The organism is Kitasatospora sp. NPDC101447 (assembly GCF_044767225.1).
GTDB lineage: Bacteria > Actinomycetota > Actinomycetes > Streptomycetales > Streptomycetaceae > Kitasatospora.
Map to the genome: position 1 here is coordinate 76,656 of NZ_JBIWNL010000026.1, position 20,088 is coordinate 96,743.

Genomic DNA, 20,088 nt, shown 5'->3' on the forward strand with positions numbered 1-20,088 from the left:
GCAAGGGGGAACGGACAGATGCGCAGGACAACCGCACGCACCGGGTCACGCTCGTGGTCACGGACCAGGTCGGCCGCCGCCGTGGCGCTGCTGGCGGCCGGGGCCGCCGTGCTCGCCGGGGGCGGCCCGGTCGGCGCCGCACCGACCGCCGCGGCCGGCACCACCGCCGGGACCGCCACCCAGCAGGGACAGCAGGGACAGCAGGGACAGCAGGACCAGCAGGACCAGGCCGACTGCGACGTCTACAAGAGCGTGCCGCCGAGCACCGAGGACGGCCCCGCCGTGAAGGCCGTCAAGGCCAAGCGCAGCCTGGTCATAGGCGTCGACCAGAACAGCTACCGCTGGGGCGCCCGCAATCCGAACACCGGCCAGATCGAGGGCTTCGACATCGACCTCGCCCGGGCGATCGGCACCGCCATCATGGGCGACCCGGACAAGGTGGTGCTCAAGCCGGTGGCGACCGCCGACCGGATCGACGCCATCAAGAAGGGCCGGGTCGACCTGATCGTCCGCACCATGACGATCAACTGCAAGCGGATGGAGGACGTCGCCTTCTCCAAGCCGTACTTCAACATCAGCCAGCGCGTCCTGGTGCCGAAGGCCTCCCCGGCGAAGAACATCGACGACGCGATCGACGGCAGGACGGTCTGCGCCGCCGACGGCTCCACCGCTCTGAACGTGGTCAAGGACAAGAAGACCGCCGGGCGGATCGTCACCGTGGAGAACCAGCTGGACTGCCTGGTGCTGATGCAGCTCGGCAAGGTCGACGCCACCATGACCGACAACGGCCTGGCGGCGGGTCAGGCCGCCCAGGACCAGACCGTGCGGATCGTGGACGGCGAGGCGCAGCCGGAGGTGATCGGCGTCGCCATGCTGAAGGAGAGCCCGGACCTGACCGCCCGGGTCAACCAGGTGCTGGCCGACTACTACGCGCGCGGCGACTGGGCCCGTTCGTACGAACACTGGCTCAAGCCGTACATGCTCAACGAGGCCGACCACTACTGGCCGGGCACGCACTGAGGCACCGCACCGGGGAACCGGCCGGACCGGCGGGCCGGGGCGTTGACGCCGTCTTGACGCCCCGCGCCCGTCCGGCCCGAACGGTCACCGGCTAGGGTTCGGGACGATCACCGCGGGGAGACCGGTGGTGGACACGGGGGTTGTCGCGGGACCGCACGTCACACGTGGCGGGATCGCGCGCGAGGAAGGAAGGACACCGCGGTGGCGGCATCGGCTGGCCCGGTACTGAGCCGGGAGGAGGTGGACCGCGCGCTGGCGCGCCTCGGCGCGGAGCGGGACGCGGTCGAGTCGGCCCTGCTCGCCCTGCAGGACCACCCGGGCCTGCGGCTGCTGGACGGCGCCGAGCTGACCGGGCGCACCCTGGAACGCTGGTCGGTCGCCGGGAAGGGCCTGCCGCTGCTCTGGGCGCTGTTCGACCGCTACTCCGAGGCGCTGGCCTCGGCGCGCGCAGTACGGGCCCGGAAGGCCAAGCCCGGCGCGCCCGAACTCGCCGAGCTGAGCGAGCTGTTGACCGGCGACGCGGTGACCGTCCCGGGCGGCGCGGTGCCGGACGGGCCGCAGCTGCTCGGCGCGCCCGCCAAGCTGGTCGAGCGGATCAGCCTGGACGCGCTGATGGCCCGGATGAACTCCTGGTACGCCACCGTGCTGGAGGTGGTCAGCGCCGCCGACGCGGTCTGGTCGGCGCTGCCGGCCCGGATCGACCTGCTGCTGGCCGAGCTCCACCGGGTGCGGACGCTGGCCGGCTCGCTCGGCGTGCGGGCCGGCAGCCACCCGCTGGGCGACGACCTGGCCGCGATCGAGAAGGACCTCGTCGAGCTGCGCACCGAGGTGCACGGGGACCCGCTGGCGCTGTGGCGCCCGGCCCGGGTGCCGGCCCAGCGCGGCACGGTGCCGGAGGAGTCGGCCTTCGCCGGCCCGGTCGGGGTGGTGGACACCGAGCGGTTCGACCGGGCCGGGCGGGCGCTGGACGGCGTCCGGCTGGAGCTGGAGGACCTGCTGCGGCTGCGCGACGAGGCCGAGGAGCGGCTGCAGGGCGTCGGCGACCTGCTCCAGCGGGCCGACGCCACCCTGGCCGAGGCCCGCCGGGCGCGCGGCGAGGTGCTGGCGAAGATAGCGGCCAGCGACGTCCCGGCGGTGCCCGGCCCGGCCTCGGCGCTGCGCGAGCGGATCGTCGCGGCGCTGGAGCTGCGCCAGGCCGGGCAGTGGGGCCGGCTGGCGCCGCTGCTGGACACGCTGGAGGACGCCGCCGCCAAGGAGTTGACCCGGGCCCGGCAGTCGCTCACCGAGGTGACCCAGCCGCTGGCCGTCCGGGCCGAGCTGCGCGGCCGGCTGGACGCCTACAAGGCGATGGCGGCCCGGCTGAGGGTCTCCGAGGACCCGGAAGTGATCGAGCGCTACGAGAAGGCGCGCTGGCTGCTGTGGAGCGCGCCGTGCGACCTGCGGGCGGCGGCGGCCGCGGTGGCCCGGTTCCAGCAGTCACTGCGGCCCGCCCAGGCCGAGGCGGCACAGGGTCAGGAAGCGACCGGCCAGGCGCCGGTCGACGGACAGGTTCAGGGGGGCTGAGGGTGATGGGCGAGACGTGCGTACGGCCGGAGTGCTCCGGCAGCGGCAGCATCGACGCCGACGGTTACTGCGACGAGTGCGGGCTGGCCCCGGCGGGGACCTCGACGGTCGCCCCGGCGGGAACGTCCGCGCCCGCCCCGGCGGGTGAGGGGGCGGCCTCGCCGCCGGACGCCGCCGGCCCCGGCTCGACCTGCCCGCGGGACTGCTCGGGCACCATCGACGCGGACGGCTACTGCGACGAGTGCGGCCTCACGCCGCCCGCCGGCGACACCGGCGTCACGCAGCCCTACGTCCCGTCCGCGCGGGTCGGCGCGGACTCCGCCCGCAGCGGCTCGGTCCGCTCGCTGTCGGCCCGCACCGGCTCGGCCCGCTCGATGTCGGGCCGCTCCCGCTCGCACCGCTCGACCCGCACCGGCTCCAGCCGCTCGGTCTCGGTGCGCTCCACCCGCGGCAGCGTCAGCGCGGGCACCCGCAACCGGCTGGGCGCCGGTCTGGTCACCGTGCCGACGGTGGCGACGGCCGACCCGTCGCTGGCGGTGCTGGTCGATCCCGAGGTGCCCGAGCGCAAGCGCTACTGCGCCAAGTGCGAGGCGCCGGTGGGCCGGGAGAAGAACGGCCGCCCCGGCCGCCCGGAGGGCTTCTGCACCAAGTGCGGCACGCCGTACTCCTTCACGCCCAAGCTGCGCCGGGGCGACCTGGTCGGCGGGCAGTACGAGGTGGTCGGCTGCCTGGCGCACGGCGGCCTGGGCTGGATCTACCTGGCGATAGACCGCCGGGTCAACGACAAGTGGGTCGTCCTCAAGGGCCTGCTGAACACCGGCGACGAGGACGCGCTGGCCGCGGCCGTCGCCGAGCGCCGCTTCCTGGCCGAGGTGGACCACCCGAACATCGTCCGGATCATCAACTTCGCCGAGCACCCGGATCCGAGGTCCGGTTCCACCGACGGCTACATCGTCATGGAGTACGTCGGCGGCAAGTCGCTCAAGGACATCGCCAACGAGCGCCGCACCCCGGACAACCGGCGCGAGCCGCTGCCGGTGGAGGTGGCGATCGCGTACGCGCTGGAGGCGCTGCCGGCGCTCGGGTACCTGCACAGCCGGGGCCTGATCTACTGCGACTTCAAGATCGACAACGTGATCCAGAGCGGCGACGCGCTCAAGATCATCGACATGGGCGCGGTCTGCCGGCTCGACCACGACGGCCCGATCTACGGCACCGTCGGCTACCAGGCGCCGGAGATCGCCACCCACGGCCCCTCCCCCGCCTCGGACCTGTACACCGTGGCCCGCACCCTCGCGGTGCTCACCTTCGACTTCCAGGGCTACAGCACCACCTTCCGCGACTCGCTGCCCGGCCCGGAGGACGTCGAGGCCTTCGCCCGGTACGAGTCGTACTACCGCCTGCTGGTCCGCGCCACCGACCCGGACCCGGCCCGCCGCTTCGCCTCCGCCGAGGAGATGGCCGACCAGCTGACCGGCGTGCTGCGGGAGATCCTGGCCCTCCAGAACGACCGGCCCTACCCCGCGCTGTCCACCCTGTTCGGCCCCGAACTGCGCGTCGTGGACACCGAACTGGTGCTGCCCACCGAGCAGGCCGGGCAGCTCCGGGTGGCCTCGCTGGACCCGGCCGCCGCCGCCCTCGCACTGCCCATCCCCCGGGTCGACCCCGGGGACCCCAACGCCGGCTTCCTCGCCACCCTGCTCTCCCCCGACCCCGAGGAGGCGCTCGTCGCCCTGGCCGGCGCCCCCGCCGTCTCGGTCGAGAGCCGGCTGCGCGAGCTGCGCGCCCTGCTCGAACTCGGCCGCCACGACGACGCCGTGACCCGCCTCGACGCGTTGGAGGAGGACCACCCGGACGACTGGCGGGTGGTCTGGTACCGCGGCCTCACCGCCCTGGTGGGGGCCGCCGACGACGGTGGCGAGCCCTCCCTGCGGGCCGCCGCCGAGGCCTTCGACGCGGTCTACGACGCCTTCCCCGGCGAGGCCGCGCCCAAGCTGGCCCTCGCCATCTGCGCCGAACTGCTCGGCGACGGCGGCGACGCGGCCGAGTTCTACCGGCTGGTGTGGGCCACCGACCACGCCTACCTGAGCGCCGCCTTCGGGCTGGCCCGGGTCCGGCTGGGCGGGGACGACCGGACCGGCGCGGTCCACGTCCTGGAGTCGGTGCCGGCCACCTCCAGCCAGTACACCGCCGCCCGGATCGCCGCCGTCCGCGCCCGGCTGCGCGAGCGACCCGCCACCGACGAGCTGGCGGCCGACCTCGGCGCGAGCTCGGCGCAGCTGACCGCGCTGCGGCTGGACGACCGCCGCCGCGAGGAGCTCTCCGTCGAGGTGCTCGGCGCGGCCCTCGGCTGGGTCGGCGCCGGGTCGGCGGGGGCCCCGCCGGCCGCCGGCCTGGAGGTACTGGGACGTCCCGTACAGGAACGGGAACTGCGATTCGCCCTGGAACAGTCCTACCGGGTACTCGCCCGGTTGGCCGACCGGGCCGAGACCAGGATCGAGATGGTGGAGCGGGCCAACCGTGCCCGTCCCAGGACGTGGGTGTAGCCGATGCCGCAGCAGACCGAGTGCCCGAGCTGTTCCGAGCCGATGGACCCGGAGGACGCCTACTGCGGCTCCTGCGGGGCCGACCGGGACGGCCGGACGGCCCCGGGCGCGATGCCCGCGGGCTGGGCCGCCGCCCGGGGTGAGGCCGTACCGCAGCAGCGCGGGCCGGTCTGCGTGCACTGCGGGCAGCCGCAGGTCACCGCGGACGGCTACTGCGAGGGCTGCGGCGGCGCCCAGCCGCGCCCGCGCGACCACATGGAGAAGGCCCTCGCCGGCGTCGCCGGGGTCAGCGACCGCGGCCTGCGCCACCACCGCAACGAGGACAGCTTCACCGTCGCCGCGAGTTCGCTGCCCGGCGGCGAGCCGGTCGTGGTCGCCGTGGTGTGCGACGGCGTCTCCTCCTCCGACCGGCCGGACGAGGCCTCGGCGACCGCCGTCGACTCCGCCTCCGAGTCACTGCTGACCTCGCTGGAGGCCGGCCGGGACCCGAACGAGGCGATGCGCACGGCCATCGCCGACGCCGCCAAGGCCGTCGCCGACCTGGCGACCGACGGCGCCGGCCCGGTCCGCCCCGACCTCAACGCACCCGCCTGCACCTACGTCAGCGCGATAGCGGCGGGCGGCCGGGTCACCATCGGCTGGGTCGGCGACACCCGGGCGTACTGGATCCCGGACGACCGCGCCGCCGCCGAGCCGTTCCGGCTCACCCAGGACGACTCCTGGGCGGCCCGGATGGTCGAGGCCGGGCTGATGGGCGAGGCCGAGGCGTACGCCGACCCGCGCGCGCACGCCATCACCGGCTGGCTCGGCGCCGACGCCGAGGAGGTCGTGCCGCACACCCTCGAATTCACCCCGCACGTCCCCGGGGTGGTGCTGATCTGCACCGACGGCCTGTGGAACTACGCCGAGGCGGCCACCGACCTGGCCTACTACGTCCGGCCGGACGCCCGCACCGAGCCGCTCGCGACGGCGCAGACCCTGGTGAAGTTCGCGGTCGCCGCCGGCGGCCACGACAACATCACCGTCGCCGTGCTGCCGATCGACCCGCCGGCCGTCCGGGTCGAGGAGGTCGAGGAGACCCCCACGGCGCTGGACCTGCCCGTGATCACGCCGCGACCGGCACCGGAGGAGGACGAGGACCACGAGCCGACCCTGCCGGACATCCCGGTGATCGGCTCGCCCGCCGCCCCGCTGCCCCCGGCACCGCCGGCCCCGCCCGCACCCCCGGCGGTTCCCCCGGCCGTTCCGCCGGCACCGCCCGCCGCGCCGGTCGCGCCGCCGGTGGCACCGCCCGTCCCGCCGCAACCGCCGCACCCGCCGACGGCCTGACCGGGCGTCCGCCGGACGCCCGGTCAGGACGGCGCCACGGTCCGCCGGCCCGGCCGGCGGACCGCCCCACCGTCCTGATCGCATCCACCCCTCACCCGACGGGAGCCGACCGCCCCATGGCAACACTGGCTAAGCCGAACCTGCCCAGGTTCGACGTGGAGATCTTCCAGAACGAGTACCTGGCCGACGGCGCCCGCGAGGTCAACGCCATCGTCACCGTCACCGCGACCGGTGGCGGCACCTCCGGCGGCCGCCCGCTCGGGATCACCGACGCCGGGCCGGCCGGGGCCGGGGCCGGCGCCGCCGTGGTGATCCTGGTGGACTGCTCGGGCTCGATGGACTACCCCAAGACCAAGATCAACGGCGCCCGGGAGGCCACCGCCGCCGCCATCGACGCGCTGCGCGACGGCACCGCCTTCGCCGTGGTCGCCGGCACCCACGAGGCCAAGGACATCTACCCCGGCGACGGCACCCTGGCCACCGCCTCGCCCGGCACCCGCGAGCAGGCCAAGGAGGCGCTGCGCCGCCTCACCGCCGCCGGCGGCACCGCCATGGGCACCTGGCTCGCCAAGGCCGACAAGCTGTTCCTCACCCGCACCGACATCGCCATCCGGCACGCCATCCTGCTCACCGACGGCAACAACGAGCACGAGTCGGCCGAGGACCTGGCCCGCAACATCGAGCGGGTCACCGGACACTTCACCGCCGACTGCCGCGGCGTGGGCACCGACTGGCGGATCGACGAGCTGCGCAAGATCTCCTCGGCGCTGCTCGGCACCGTCGACATCGTCGCCGAGCCCTCGGGCCTGGCCGAGGACTTCCGCTCGATGATGACCGGCGCGATGGGCAAGCAGGTCGCCGACGTCTCGCTGCGGATCTGGACCCCGGCCAACGCCGCGGTGAAGTTCGTCAAGCAGGTCGCCCCCGCGGTCGAGGACCTGACCGCCCGCCGCGCCGAGGCCGGGCCCCGGGCCGGCGACTACCCCACCGGCTCCTGGGGCGACGAGAGCCGCGACTACCACGTCTGCGTCGAGGTCCCGGCCGCCTCCATCGGCAACGAGATGCTCGCCGCCCGGATCAGCCTGGTGCTGCCCCCGCAGGTCGGCGGCGGCACCCCCGAGGTGCTCAGCCAGGGCCTGGTCAAGGCGGTGTGGACGGACGACCTGGCCTCCTCCACCCGGATCAGCCCGCAGGTCGCCCACTACACCGGGCAGGCCGAGCTCGCCTCCTCCATCCAGGAGGGCCTGGAGGCCCACCGCGCCGGCGACGTCGACACCGCGACCGCCAAGCTGGGCGCCGCCGTCCGGATCGCGCACGCGGCCGGGAACGAGGGCACCTACAAGCTGCTGCAGAAGGTGGTGGACGTGGTGGACCCGAAGGAGGGTACCGTTCGGTTCCGTAAGAACGTGAGCGAGGCCGACTCGATGACCCTTGAGACCCGGTCGACCAAGACGGTACGTGTGAAGAAGTGACCGCTGAAGACGTGACCGGGCCGGCACCCCGGCGCGACGCCGCACCCAGCCGGCCCGAAACGAGGGGGACCTGATGCCGATCTGCCCGAGGGGCCACGAGTCGCAGGCCGAGGACTGGTGCGACTTCTGCGGCTTCCCCATGACCCCGCCGGCCCCGACCCCGGGCGCCCACGGGGCCTACCCGGGGGCGCCCGGCGCCGACCCCGCGCCCGGCGCACCCGCCGGGCACCCGCAGCACGGCGGCGCGTCCTTCGGTGCGCCGCCGCTCCCGCCGCCGATGCCGCCGGGGGCCGTGCCCCCGCCGCCCGGGGCCTACCCGCCGCCGGGTGCCTACCCGCCGCCCGGGTCCGTGGCCCCCGGCGCGTACCCCCCGCCCGGGCCCGCGGCTCCCGGCGCCTACCCCCCGCCCGGGGCGGTCCCGCCGCCCGCGGCACCGCAGGGCCTCACCGAGGGCCTGGTGGTCTGCCCGATCTGCCGCAGCCCCCAGACCGGCCGGTTCTGCGAGGAGTGCGGCTACGACTACGACCTCTCCACCCCCTCGCGCCGCCAGCCCCCGGCCGTCGGCGCGCCCGCGCCCGGGCCGGCCCAGCCGCCGCCGCTGAACATCCCGGCGGCGTACGGCGGCGCCCCGCAGCAGCCGCAGGACCCGTACGGCCGGGCGCCGCACGAGCAGCCCCCGGCCGCCCCGCAGGCCGCCGTCGCCCCGCCCGTCCCGCACCAGCCGCAGGCCCCGGCGCAGCCGCACACCTACGGCTACCCGCCCGCCGTCGGGCACGAGGTGCCCGCACCGGAGGGCGCGTTCCCCGAGGCCCCGGTGCGCGAGGACTCCGGCCCGGTGTACGCCCAGCCGGCCGGCCCCGGCCCGAACAACCGCGGCGGCGACTTCGGCACCTCGTTCCACCTGGCCCCGCCGCAGCAGGCCCAGCAGGAGGCCGCCCCCGCCGAGCCGGTGCGGACCACCTGGATCGCCGTGGTCTCGGCCGACCGGGACTACTTCACCGACATGATGGCCCGCAGCGGCCCCGAGGCGGCCGGCCTGTTCTTCCCGCCGTACTGCCCCGAGCGCCGGATCCCGCTGACCGGCCGCGGCCAGCTGCGGATCGGTCGGCGCAGCCAGCACCGGGGCACGGTGCCGGAGATCGACCTGTCCGTGCCGCCGGAGGACCCAGGCGCCTCGCACCAGCACGCGCTGCTCGCCGAACAGGCGGACGGCAGCTGGGTCCTGGTGGACCAGGACTCGACCAACGGCACCACGGTGAACGGCGGCGCGGAGCCGATCGCCCCGCACACCGCGGTGCCGCTGAACGACGGCGACCGGATCCACGTCGGCGCCTGGACGACCATCACGGTGCACCGCGCCTGACGCCACCCTGAGGGTTCGTCAGCGACAACTCCGGCCGGGCCGGGCGGAATTCGACTCTCCGCCCGGCCCGGCCGTCGTTCCCCGTTCCTCAAAGGATCCGCAAATCCCGCTCCCCGGTGTGCACAGGGCTCTCCGGAACCCCTATTCTCAGGGCACATGACTGCAGCTATATCCGCCGACGGCATCCGTCAGCGGTACGGGGATGTGCAGGCCGTCGACGGGGTTTCCTTCACCGTCGAGGCCGGCGAGTTCTACGGGATCCTGGGCCCCAACGGCGCCGGGAAGACCACCACCATGGAGATCCTGGAAGGCGTCCGGGAACCGGACGAGGGCCGGGTCGAGCTGCTGGGGATGGCTCCCTGGCCGCGCAATCCGAAACTGCTGCCGCGCATCGGCGTGCAGTTCCAGGCCTCCGCCTTCTTCCGCAAACTGACGGCCCGGGAGACCATCCGCACCTTCGCGTCGTTCTACGGGGTCGGCCCCAAGCGGGCCGATGCGATGCTGGAGCGGGTCGGTCTGGCCGACAAGGCCGAGACCCTGACCGACCAGATGTCCGGCGGCCAGGCCCAGCGCCTGTCCATCGCCTGCGCACTGGCCCACGACCCGGAGCTCGTCTTCCTGGACGAGCCCACCACCGGTCTGGACCCGCAGGCCCGGCGCAACCTCTGGGACCTCCTGCGCGACATCAACGCCGAGGGCCGCACGGTCGTGCTCACCACGCACTACCTGGACGAGGCCGAGGTGCTCTGCGACCGGGTCTCGATCATGGACCACGGGAAGATCCTGCACACCGGCGCCCCGGCGGCGCTGATCCGCGAGATCGACGACACCGTCCGGATCAGCGTGGCCTCCGGCCAGCTGCCGGTCGACCGCGCCCGCGAACTGCTGACCGCGGCCGGCGCCGACATCGCCAACCTGGAGGACGACACCGTCTCGCTCTCCGTCTCCACCCGCCTTCCGGCCCCGGTGCTCAGCGTCCTGGCCGAGCAGAACGCGCTGCGCGGCCTCGAAGTGCGCGGCGCCACCCTGGAGGACGTCTTCCTCCAGCTGACCGGACGGGAGTTCCGCGCATGACCGCCACCACCCCGACCGAACCGAAGGTCCCCGCGCAGCGGGGCGGTCCGGTCTCCGCCGCCGGCGAGCGGGAGCGGGTCAGCGCGTTCTGGAGCCTGTCCCGCGCGATGCTGCTCGGCATGAAGCGCGACCGCACCGCGACCTTCTTCATCCTGCTCTTCCCGCTGGTGTTCCTGGTCTTCTTCGGCACCGTGACCAAGGGCTCCGGCAGCCCGCACGCCAAGGTGGCGCAGGTCGGCGCGGTGAAGCTGTTCGACTCGATGCAGGGCGACGCCCGGGCCGGGCTGAACGAGGTCCTCACGATCACCCGGACCGACGACGAGTCGGCCACGCTGGAGAAGGTCCGCAAGGGCGACTTCGACGCGATGATCGAGCAGGGCCCCGACGGCAAGGTCCAGCTGCGCTACAGCGCCTCCGACACCGTCCGGGCCGGCGCGCTCCAGGGCATCCTCAACTCGGTGGTCCAGAGCGCCAACCAGGCGGCCACCGGGCAGCCCCCGGCCTACGTGCTGGACGCCCAGCAGGTCGAGGACAAGTCGCTCAAGCCGATCCAGTTCCTCACCCCCGGCCTGCTCGGCTGGGCCGTCGCCACCGGCGCGGTGTTCGGCGCCGCGCTGACGCTGGTCAACTGGCGCAAGACCAAGGTGCTGCGCCGGCTGCGGCTGGCCCCGATCAGCGCGGGCACGGTCGTCAGCTCGCGGGTCGTGGTCTCGCTGCTGACCGCGCTCCTGCAGAGCGCGGTCTTCCTGGTGGTCGCCACGAGCTTCTTCGGGCTCAAGCTCACCGGGAACTGGTGGCTGATCATCCCGCTGGTGGCCTGCGCGACGCTCGCCTTCATGTCGATCGGCCTGCTGGCCGGCTCGGTCGCCAAGACCGAGGAGGCGGCCAACGGCATCTCGCAGGTCATCGTGCTGCCGATGTCGTTCCTGTCCGGCTCGTTCTTCCCGCTGGACGGCGCTCCGGGCTGGCTGCAGACCGTCTCCAAGGTCATGCCGCTGCACTACCTGGTCGAATCCGCCAAGTCGGTGCTGACCCGCGGCGGCGGCGTCATGGACGCCCTGCCGACCATGGGCGGACTGCTGCTCTTCGCGGCGGTGCTGACCGGCGTCGCCTGGAAGCTCTTCAAGTGGGAAGACGCCTGATGCGTCCGACCGTTCCGGCCGTCCACCGCTGACGGTCGAGCCCGACGGGGTCGTACGCCCCGGGACCCACGCCTTTGGTCCTGGTGTACGACCCCGTCGGCGTCTGCGACCATGGTCGGGTGAGAGAGATCCGGCGAGGCACGTTGAGCGAGGAGACCTTCTACGACCAGGTCGGCGGTGAGCCGACCTTCCGACGTCTGGCCCACCGGTTCTACGAGGGCATCGCCGAGGACGAGCTGTTGCGGCCGATGTACCCCGAGGACGACCTCGGCCCGGCCGAGGAGCGCATGGCGCTGTTCCTGATGCAGTACTGGGGCGGCCCGCGCACCTACAGCGACAACCGCGGGCACCCGCGGTTGCGGATGCGGCACGCGCCGTTCAAGGTCGACCGCGCGGCCCACGACGCCTGGCTGAAGCACATGCGGGCGGCCGTCGCGAGCCTGGAACTGCCGGCCGACCAGGAGCGGCAGTTGCTGGAGTACCTGGCCTACGCCGCGGCCTCGATGATCAACACCGAGGGCTGAGCCACCCCGACGGGCCGGCGGGCTGATGGCCGCGCCGGCCAGTTGGCCTGCTTTGCCGTTGACCCGTTGACCCGTTGGCCCATTGGCCCGCCGGGCTTGTAGCCCTGTGGCCCGCGCTAGCCGATCGGGCTGAGCCCGAGACCCGCGCCCGGCGCGGCCACGGTACGCACCGCCACCGAGCCCGCCGGGGCGCTCAACCGCAGCCAGCCGCCCGCCCGGTGCACGGACAGCGGGGCGCCGGGCTTCAGGAAGCCCATCACGTACGCGGCGTGCACCGCCCGCAGCGGCAGCTCCGGCAGCGCGGACACCGGGCGGGACCAGATCTCGTCGGCCAGCGCGTCCAGCACCGCACGGGTGCGGTGGTGCGTCGGCACGGCCTCGCTGCGCTCGCGGAACTCCCCCACCCCGGCCATGAGTTCGGGGTAGACCTCGGCCACCGGCGGGGCTCCGACCGGCCGCCAGCCGGTGCGCGGCGGCAGCAGCCCGGCCCAGGCCGGGCCGGTCACCGGTGCGGGCAGCGCGACGGTGCCCTCCTCGGCGTCCACGCCGTCCAGCAGCTGCCCCGCCGAGACGGTCAGGTCCACCGGCTCGTCGAGGCCGCCCAGCCGCGCGGTGCGGATCGCCAGCGCGCCCGAACCGCCCAGCGGCAGCCGTCCGAAGACCGCCAGCACGCCGTCGTCGGCGCCGGGCCCCACCGCCTGCAGGCGGACGGCCGCCGCCTTGTCGAAGCGCAGCAGGCGCAGCAGGAAGGCGGAGAGGTCGGCGGCCTCCCCGGCGTCGGTCAGGGCGAGGCGGGCGGTGACGGTCAACGCAGCTCAGCTCGAATCATCACGTGGCGGTCAGACGGCGGCGGGAACGGCCGCGGCCTTTTCGTCGGCGGCGGCCCCGTCCATGAAGCGGCCGAGGAACTCCCGCTCCACGGGCGAGATCCGGCGCGGCCGCCCCTCGGCCAGGTCGTAGGGGACCACCACGGTGGACGCCCGGACGTACACGACGTCGGTGCCGTCCTCGGCGACGTCCTTGATCTCGTACGAGACGGTCAGCGAGGCGCCGCCGATCTTCGTCACCCAGGTCTCGATGGTGACCGGGTGCGGCCGGTGGACCAGCGGGCGCTTGTACTCGATCTCGTGGCGCGCCACCACCGAGCCGCCCGCGAACTCCCCGGCGCCGGCCGCGGCGGCCTGGGTGAACATGAAGTCGATCCGGGCCTCCTCCAGGTAGCGCAGGAAGACCACGTTGTTGACGTGTCCGAAGGCGTCCATGTCGGACCAGCGCAGTGGGCAGGCGTAGATGTGGCGGGCCACGGGTGTTCTCCTCGGTTCCGGTCGCCCGCCGCCGCCGTCCCCTCGGAGGCGACGGGCGGTGGCGACGGGCCGCGGCCCGGCAGGCCGCCCCGGAGGGCAGTCTGCCGGGCCGTTGTGTCGACTGGGTGTCAGCCTCGGGTCAGCTTCTTGTACGTGGCCCGGTGCGGACGGGCGGCGTCGGCGCCGAGCCGCTCGATCTTGTTCTTCTCGTAGGACTCGAAGTTGCCCTCGAACCAGAACCACTTGCTCTCGCCCTCGTAGGCGAGGATGTGGGTGGCCACTCGGTCCAGGAACCAACGGTCGTGGGAGATGACCACGGCGCAGCCGGGGAACTCCAGCAGGGCGTTCTCCAGCGAGGAGAGCGTCTCGACGTCGAGGTCGTTGGTGGGCTCGTCGAGGAGCAGCAGGTTGCCGCCCTGCTTGAGGGTGAGCGCCAGGTTCAGGCGGTTGCGCTCACCGCCGGAGAGCACGCCGGCCGGCTTCTGCTGGTCCGGGCCCTTGAAGCCGAAGGCCGACACGTAGGCGCGGGACGGCATCTCGACCTGGCCGACGTTGATCCAGTCCAGACCGTCGGAGACGACCTCCCAGAGGGTCTTCTTCGGGTCGATGTTGGCGCGGCTCTGGTCGACGTAGCTGATCTTGACGGTCTCGCCGACCTTGACCGTGCCGCTGTCCGGGGTCTCCAGGTCCTGGAGCATCTTGAACAGGGTGGTCTTGCCGGCGCCGTTCGGGCCGATGATGCCGACGATGCCGTTGCGCGGCAGGGTGAAGCTGAGGTCGTCGATCAGGACCTTCTCGCCGAAGGCCTTGTTGAGCTTCTCGACCTCGATGACGACGCTGCCCAGACGCGGGCCCGGCGGGATCTGGATCTCCTCGAAGTCCAGCTTCCGCATCTTGTCGGCCTCGGCCGCCATCTCCTCGTAGCGGGCCAGACGGGCCTTGGACTTCGCCTGGCGGCCCTTGGCGTTGGAGCGGACCCACTCCAGCTCTTCCTTGAGGCGCTTGGCGCGCTTCGCGTCCTTCTGGCCCTCGACCTTCAGACGCGACTGCTTGGTCTCCAGGTACGTGGAGTAGTTGCCCTCGTACGGGTAGGCGCGGCCGCGGTCGAGCTCCAGGATCCACTCGGCGACGTTGTCGAGGAAGTACCGGTCGTGGGTGACGGCCACGACGGTGCCCTTGTACTTCTCCAGGTGCTGCTCCAGCCAGTTCACCGACTCGGCGTCCAGGTGGTTGGTGGGCTCGTCGAGCAGCAGCAGGTCGGGGGCCTCCAGCAGCAGCTTGCAGAGCGCGACGCGGCGCTTCTCACCACCGGAGAGCTTGGTGACCGGCCACTCGCCGGGCGGGCAGCCCAGGGCGTCCATGGCCTGCTCCAGCTGGGCGTCCAGGTCCCAGGCCTCGGCGTGGTCCAGGTCCTCCTGGAGCTTGCCCATCTCGTCCAGCAGCGCGTCCGAGTAGTCGGTCGCCATCAGCTCGGCGATCTCGTTGAAGCGGTTGAGCTTCCCCTTGATCTCCTTGACGCCGTCCTCGACGTTCTCCAGGACGGTCTTGGACTCGTCCAGCGGCGGCTCCTGGAGCAGCATGCCGACGGTGAAGCCGGGCGACAGGAAGGCGTCGCCGTTGGAGGGCTGCTCCAGGCCGGCCATCATCTTCAGCACGGTGGACTTACCGGCACCGTTGGGGCCCACGACGCCGATCTTCGCTCCGGGGAGGAAGCTGAGCGTCACGTCGTCAAGGATGACCTTGTCTCCGTGAGCCTTGCGCACCTTGCGCATCGTGTAGATGTATTCCGCCACGTGAGATCGCTCCGGCGTCGTCGGGAGTATTCGGCTTGCAGCGTTCCATTGTGCCGCACCCGGCCGCGGGCCCCGAACCGCCGGGGTGCCCCTCGGGGGTATCCCCGGGCGGTCTTCGGGCCCTGTCGGCACATGTCGACACAAAGGCCCGGCCCCCCGCAGCGAGCGGGGGGCCGGGCCTCTCTGTCTCAGGGCCTCAGGCGGTCATCGCCTCGGGGCCCGTGGAGCGGGTCAGGCGGTGGTGCGACCGTGGCGGCCGCGGCGGCGCAGGACGAAGACGGCGGCGCCACCGGCCACGACCAGGCCACCGGCGACGGCGGCGAGGATCGGGGTCGAGTCATTGGCACCGGTCTGGGCCAGGCCACCGGTGCCCGGGGCGGTGCTGGTCGGGGCCGGGGTCGGGTGGCCGGCGCCGGTGCTCGGGGTGCCCGACGGGGTGCCGGTCGGGGTGCCCGACGGGGCCGGGGTGGACGGGCCGGGGGTCGGCGTGGTGCCGGTGCCGGTCTTGCAGTCCAGGACGCCCTTGAACTCGCGGCTGTAGCCGTTCGGGCCGGTGACGGTGATGTCGTAACCGGTCTTCTCGGCGACCTGGACGAGCACGCTCTCGGTCTTGCCCGGCTGGACGGTCAGCTGCTGCTTGCCGACCGTGACGGTGCCGGCCTCGTCGCCACCGTTGGTGACGGAGACGCGCACGCCGCCGTTGGCGCACTCGACCTTGGCGGTGCTGTCGATCAGCGCGCCCTTGCCCTGCTTCCAGGTGGCCTTGGCGGCGTCGGCGACGTTGAGCTTGCTGGAGCCGGCCAGGATCATGGTCTGGCTGTGCTCCTCACGGGTGTAGCCCTTGCTGAGGAAGACACGGCCGCTGGGCACCACGGTGGAGGCGCTGGCGTTCACCGTGACCGAGCCGTCCGGGGTGCCGGCCGGCACGTCCAGGAACAGCTGGGTGTCCTTGGCGATCGGACCGGCGAGCGAGGCGCCGACCGGCTTGTTGTCCTTGTCCAGCAGCTTGACCTTGTCGGCGGCGTCGCCGCTGACGGCCAGCTTCACCTCGGAGGCGCTGGAGTTCAGCGTGAACGGGCCGAGCTTGGCGCCGGACTTGCCGGAGACCGAGTCCGGGCTGAGGGTCAGCGACGGCTTGGGCTCGGCGGCGATGCCCTTGTTGGCGGCGCCGGTCAGGTAGTCGCGCAGCTTCTTGGCGTTCTCGTCCTGCGGGACGGCGTTCTTGTTGTCCGAGTACTTCCAGATCGCGGCCTGGGTGCCCGCGGCGGCGGCCTCGGGGCTCAGGGCGGCCGCACCGGCGGCCTTGGCGAGCGCCGTGAGGTCCTTGACCTGCGGGTAGGAGTTCTCCAGGATCCAGCGGATCTTGGCGGCGGCCTCGACCTTGTTCTTGTCGCCGAGGGAGCTGGAGGCCCAGTCGGACTCCTGGTACTGGATCTTCTTCCGGATGTCCACCGGGAAGCCGAAGTCGATGCAGTACGTCTGCAGCTCACCGTCGGCGGTCTTGAGGGTGAAGAGACCGCCGTCGACGGTGCCCTCGCCCTCGACGTTGATCTTCTCGCCGAGCATGGTGTTCTGCACCACGGCGGTCACACCCGCACCCGGGGTGTCGGCCGCGACCGCCGCACCGGCCGCGAACAGGCCTCCGCCCAGCGCCAAGCTGGTCGTGAGCATGACAGTGGTTATCCGGGACAGACTCCGCCCCTGCCTCTGGAACATCTGGGATCCCTCCGGGACAGGCCGCACCCGATGGGGACAGCCTGCCGACTTGCCGTGCCGCGCGTGCCCGGTGTGGCACTGCTGCGGGTATGAACCTGACGAATCCTATTGACCCCCAGAGGCCCCGAAACCCCCATGCGAAATCAGGACGATTCCGTATCTGTATCGTTATCAACCCTCTCAGGATCCACACAAGCTGACGGTCGGCCAGAAAATTCTCACCTGACTTTCCGTTATCCGGTCGGATTGCGCGTGCGGGCGCAACAACCTTCTCGATCAACATATTTGTCGACAGAGTAGGGTCACCGACCGGTCAGTTCGGCACCCGATCAGTCGCCCCGATCAGTCACCCCGATCCGCCACCCCCGACTCCCCCTCGGACGCCTCGCCCGGCCCACCCGTCGGCGGCCGCGCGCCCGCCGGCAACGCCCGCGGACCGGGCGCCGGGGCGACCGCGGCGGCCCTGCGCGCCTCCAGTGCGCTCACGATCCACTCCGGCACCGACTCGCCCCCGCCCTCCGGCCCGGCCCGCCCCGCGCCACCCGGAGGCTGCCCGCGCACCCCGGCCGCCCAACGGAACGCCGAGGTACCGCGGGTGAGATCGTGTCCGACCGATCGGGCGTCGATCTCGGCCCGGCTGCGTTTCGCCTCCCCCTCCGCCCACTCCCGCACCCGCAGCCGACCGCTCACCAGCACCGGATCGCCCTTGGCCAGCGAGCCGATCAGGTTCACCGCCAGCGCCCGCCAGGCCGTCACCGTCACCCACTGCGTCTCGCCGTCCACCCAGCACTCGCGCTGCCGGTCGTACCGGCGCTCGGTGCAGCCGAGCCGGAAGTTGGCCATCGGCACCCCGCCGGCGGTTTCCCCGTAGCTCACCTCCGTCGCGACATTGCCGACCACCGTCACATGGGCCTCGTTCACGGCACACTCTCCGTTCTCGCCGATGCACCGTACGGAATCGACCGGTGCGCCTTGAGCGTGCACTTCAGGAGAAATCCGGGCCAGTGACTTCCGAAATCCTGTGGATAACTCGGCCACCGCGGAACAGTTGTCACTCGCAGGGGTGAATTTCGGCCTTCGGGGGGTCGCTTCGCCCCCATCTCTTCGCGGCCATGACAACAAACCCGCTGATCGCCGCCCCGAGCGGCGCGCGCCGGAACACCCGCCGAGGGCCGTCCGCGCACGTCATCCGACCGGTGCAACCGCCATTACCGCCCCCCACCCGCACCGTCGGCGGCACATTCTCCGTGTCGAATCCATAACGGGTGAGGAGGCAGCCCCGTAACGACTGCACAACGTCCGGCGCGGAACACTCCCAGACCGCTGCACTCACGGCCTTCACCTGCGATTATCGGACCGCTCCACCGAACCGACACACCAACGACGGTGTCGTCACACCCGGCCGAGGAACTGGACACCCTTATCCTGTCCCCGACAGGGCGAGGGGCCACCACCCCCACCCCCACCCTCAGGTACGGGCCGGACAACGCGCGCCCCGGCGCTCGTCGCCCGATCCCGGCCACGGTCACGCCCACCCCCGGGCGTCGCCCGTCCCGCCCCCATAGCTCAGCGGATAGAGCACCCGCCTTCTAAGCGGTAGGTCGCAGGTTCGAATCCTGCTGGGGGCACCACCCGCAATTCCCGCAGGCCATCGCGCCGATCGCGACCATGTGTAGTCGCGCCGGTTCTCCCGGTAATGCCAAACACCCACCGCGCATAACCCGTGACAATGCGTGTCATGACCGCTTCGAAAACCGCGGCCAATGCCGCCGGTTCCGGAATCGAACGGCTCGGACGGTCCCGCCGGGCTCCGCGAACGGCGGAATCCCGGGCGAATCCCGGGCGAATCCCCCACCCGGGAGCATTCCGGCGGCCCGCCGGAGGGCGGGTCAGCCCGCCAGCCCGGCCAGATGGGCGTCCAGCAGGGCGATCTGCCGCTCCGGCGGGAACTCCCCCGGGGCGAACAGCGCCTGCACCACCAACCCGAGCACGAAGGCCTGCGCACCGGCGGCGACTTCGGCCGGGTCGGCCTGCGCCGGGAGCTCCCCACGCCGCTGGGCGTCCGCGACGATCTCCGTGAGCGCCACCCGCGAGCGGGCGTAGCGGCCCGCGTGCGCGTCCGCCAGCTGCGGATCGGCCAGGGCGTGGTCCCAGGAGCCGACCCAGATCCGGTTGCCGGCCGCGGCGTCCGCGTCCAGCGGCAGGACGTCGAGCAGCGCCGCCCGCAGCCGGGGCAGCCCGGCGGGCGGCGGCGGGCTGCCGTCGGCGGGCGCGGTGCGCCGGGGCCGTTCGCCCGAGCGCCGGTCCAGCTCCTCCAGGGCGTGGCTCAGCAGCGCCCGCTTGTTCGGGAAGTAGTGCGTCAACAGTCCCGTGGAGGCGCCCAGTTCGGCGGCGACCGCGCGCAGGGTCAGCCCCTCGAAGCCCCGGGTGGAGAGCACCCGCCACACCCCCTCGGACACTTCCGAGCGGCGGGCGTCATGGTCTCCACGGGCCGGTGTCATGGGGGCTATCGTACATACCAAACGTTTGTTATGAATGATTCCGACCAGCCCGTGCACCGCCCCCGAAAGGCCCGCCCGTGTTTGCCGTACAGCTCACCGACCACGCCGAACTGCGCCCGCTGGAGCCGTGGCAGGCCCCGGAGTTCCTGGCCCACATCGACCGGGCCCGCGCCCACACCGACCCGTGGATCCCCTGGGCCACCTTCTCCACCGACCTGGACTCCGCCCGCGCCACCCTGCAGCGCTACGCCGACGGCCAGGCCGCCGACCAGAAGCGGATCTTCGGCATCTGGAAGGACGGCACACTGGTCGGCGGCGTCATGTTCGTCGGCTTCGACACCAAGTCCGGCGTCTGCGAGATCGGCGCCTGGACCGAGCCGGCCGGCCAGGGCGGCGGGCTGATCACCGCCGCCGTGCGGCACCTGCTCGACTACGCCTTCGTCACCCGCGGCCTGCACCGGGCCGAGTGGTGGTGCACCTCCGTCAACGCCCGCAGCCGCGCCGTCGCCGAGCGGGTCGGCATGAAGCGGGACGGCGTGCTGCGCGAGTGGTACCTGCACAACGGGGTCCGCCTCGACAAGGAGATCTGGGCGATCCTGGCCCACGAGTGGTCCGCCCAGGCCTGAGGCCCCGGCAGGACCGAGGCCCCGGCAGGCATGGGCCCCGGCGGGACCGAGCCCGGAGCCGGGGCGGCGGGAGCGGACACGACAGGGGCCCGGTGGACTCCCCCGCAGTCCACCG

Annotated in this window: 16 protein-coding genes and 1 tRNA gene; 11 read left to right on the forward strand and 6 right to left on the reverse strand. The window is 73.0% G+C overall.

What is annotated here, in order from left to right; translation table 11 throughout:
- Window positions 1-18 precede the first annotated feature (18 nt).
- The 9 genes from ACIRST_RS29605 (at window position 19) to ACIRST_RS29645 (ending at window position 12,033) form a co-directional block, all read left to right on the forward strand.
- The gene (locus ACIRST_RS29605) at window positions 19-1,020 is read left to right on the forward strand and encodes a glutamate ABC transporter substrate-binding protein (protein WP_402805740.1); all 1,002 of its coding nucleotides are present in this window, start codon (window positions 19-21) and stop codon (window positions 1,018-1,020) included.
- Between the two features lie 201 nt (window positions 1,021-1,221).
- A complete protein-coding gene (locus ACIRST_RS29610; RefSeq protein WP_402805743.1) occupies window positions 1,222-2,583 on the forward strand; it encodes a hypothetical protein in 1,362 nt (453 codons plus the stop codon).
- 5 nt (window positions 2,584-2,588) lie between these two features.
- Window positions 2,589-5,129, forward strand: coding sequence for a tetratricopeptide repeat protein (locus ACIRST_RS29615; protein WP_402805745.1), 2,541 nt, complete (start codon window positions 2,589-2,591; stop codon window positions 5,127-5,129).
- Between the two features lie 3 nt (window positions 5,130-5,132).
- The gene (locus ACIRST_RS29620; RefSeq protein ID WP_350521486.1) at window positions 5,133-6,458 is read left to right on the forward strand and encodes a PP2C family serine/threonine-protein phosphatase; all 1,326 of its coding nucleotides are present in this window, start codon (window positions 5,133-5,135) and stop codon (window positions 6,456-6,458) included.
- A gap of 116 nt (window positions 6,459-6,574) precedes the next feature.
- On the forward strand, window positions 6,575-7,930 hold the full coding sequence (locus ACIRST_RS29625) for a VWA domain-containing protein (protein ID WP_350521487.1): 1,356 nt from the start codon (window positions 6,575-6,577) through the stop codon (window positions 7,928-7,930).
- Between the two features lie 73 nt (window positions 7,931-8,003).
- Window positions 8,004-9,293, forward strand: a complete 1,290-nt coding sequence (locus ACIRST_RS29630) for an FHA domain-containing protein (RefSeq protein WP_350521488.1) — start codon at window positions 8,004-8,006, stop codon at window positions 9,291-9,293.
- 156 nt (window positions 9,294-9,449) lie between these two features.
- The gene (locus ACIRST_RS29635) at window positions 9,450-10,367 is read left to right on the forward strand and encodes an ABC transporter ATP-binding protein (protein ID WP_350521489.1); all 918 of its coding nucleotides are present in this window, start codon (window positions 9,450-9,452) and stop codon (window positions 10,365-10,367) included.
- Window positions 10,364-11,509, forward strand: coding sequence for an ABC transporter permease (locus ACIRST_RS29640; protein ID WP_350521490.1), 1,146 nt, complete (start codon window positions 10,364-10,366; stop codon window positions 11,507-11,509). Before ACIRST_RS29635 ends, ACIRST_RS29640 begins: the two co-directional genes overlap by 4 nt.
- Before the next feature lie 119 nt (window positions 11,510-11,628).
- The gene (locus ACIRST_RS29645) at window positions 11,629-12,033 is read left to right on the forward strand and encodes a globin (protein ID WP_402805750.1); all 405 of its coding nucleotides are present in this window, start codon (window positions 11,629-11,631) and stop codon (window positions 12,031-12,033) included.
- A 116-nt stretch (window positions 12,034-12,149) separates the two neighbouring features.
- On the opposite strand, the gene ACIRST_RS29650 is transcribed toward ACIRST_RS29645, so the two are convergent.
- From ACIRST_RS29650 to ACIRST_RS29670, 5 genes are all read right to left on the reverse strand, one after another.
- Window positions 12,150-12,842 carry a hypothetical protein gene (locus ACIRST_RS29650; RefSeq protein WP_350521492.1) on the reverse strand — a complete coding sequence of 231 codons (693 nt, stop codon included), beginning with the start codon at window positions 12,840-12,842 and terminating at the stop codon, window positions 12,150-12,152.
- A gap of 30 nt (window positions 12,843-12,872) precedes the next feature.
- Window positions 12,873-13,337 carry an acyl-CoA thioesterase gene (locus ACIRST_RS29655; RefSeq protein WP_402805753.1) on the reverse strand — a complete coding sequence of 155 codons (465 nt, stop codon included), beginning with the start codon at window positions 13,335-13,337 and terminating at the stop codon, window positions 12,873-12,875.
- 128 nt (window positions 13,338-13,465) lie between these two features.
- Window positions 13,466-15,130: an energy-dependent translational throttle protein EttA gene (gene ettA / locus ACIRST_RS29660; protein ID WP_350521494.1), complete on the reverse strand. Its 1,665-nt coding sequence runs from the start codon at window positions 15,128-15,130 to the stop codon at window positions 13,466-13,468.
- Window positions 15,131-15,361: 231 nt separating this feature from the next.
- Window positions 15,362-16,801, reverse strand: coding sequence for a Cys-Gln thioester bond-forming surface protein (locus ACIRST_RS29665; protein WP_350521495.1), 1,440 nt, complete (start codon window positions 16,799-16,801; stop codon window positions 15,362-15,364).
- A gap of 387 nt (window positions 16,802-17,188) precedes the next feature.
- Entirely contained in the window at window positions 17,189-17,767 is a 579-nt protein-coding gene (locus ACIRST_RS29670) for a single-stranded DNA-binding protein (RefSeq protein WP_402805757.1), read from the reverse strand.
- 634 nt (window positions 17,768-18,401) lie between these two features.
- Between ACIRST_RS29670 and ACIRST_RS29675 the strand changes: the two genes are divergently transcribed.
- A tRNA-Arg gene (locus ACIRST_RS29675) sits at window positions 18,402-18,477 on the forward strand.
- Between the two features lie 258 nt (window positions 18,478-18,735).
- On the opposite strand, the gene ACIRST_RS29680 is transcribed toward ACIRST_RS29675, so the two are convergent.
- The gene (locus ACIRST_RS29680; protein WP_402805759.1) at window positions 18,736-19,347 is read right to left on the reverse strand and encodes a TetR/AcrR family transcriptional regulator; all 612 of its coding nucleotides are present in this window, start codon (window positions 19,345-19,347) and stop codon (window positions 18,736-18,738) included.
- Window positions 19,348-19,424: 77 nt separating this feature from the next.
- Between ACIRST_RS29680 and ACIRST_RS29685 the strand changes: the two genes are divergently transcribed.
- A complete protein-coding gene (locus ACIRST_RS29685; RefSeq protein WP_350521498.1) occupies window positions 19,425-19,973 on the forward strand; it encodes a GNAT family protein in 549 nt (182 codons plus the stop codon).
- Window positions 19,974-20,088 lie beyond the last annotated feature (115 nt).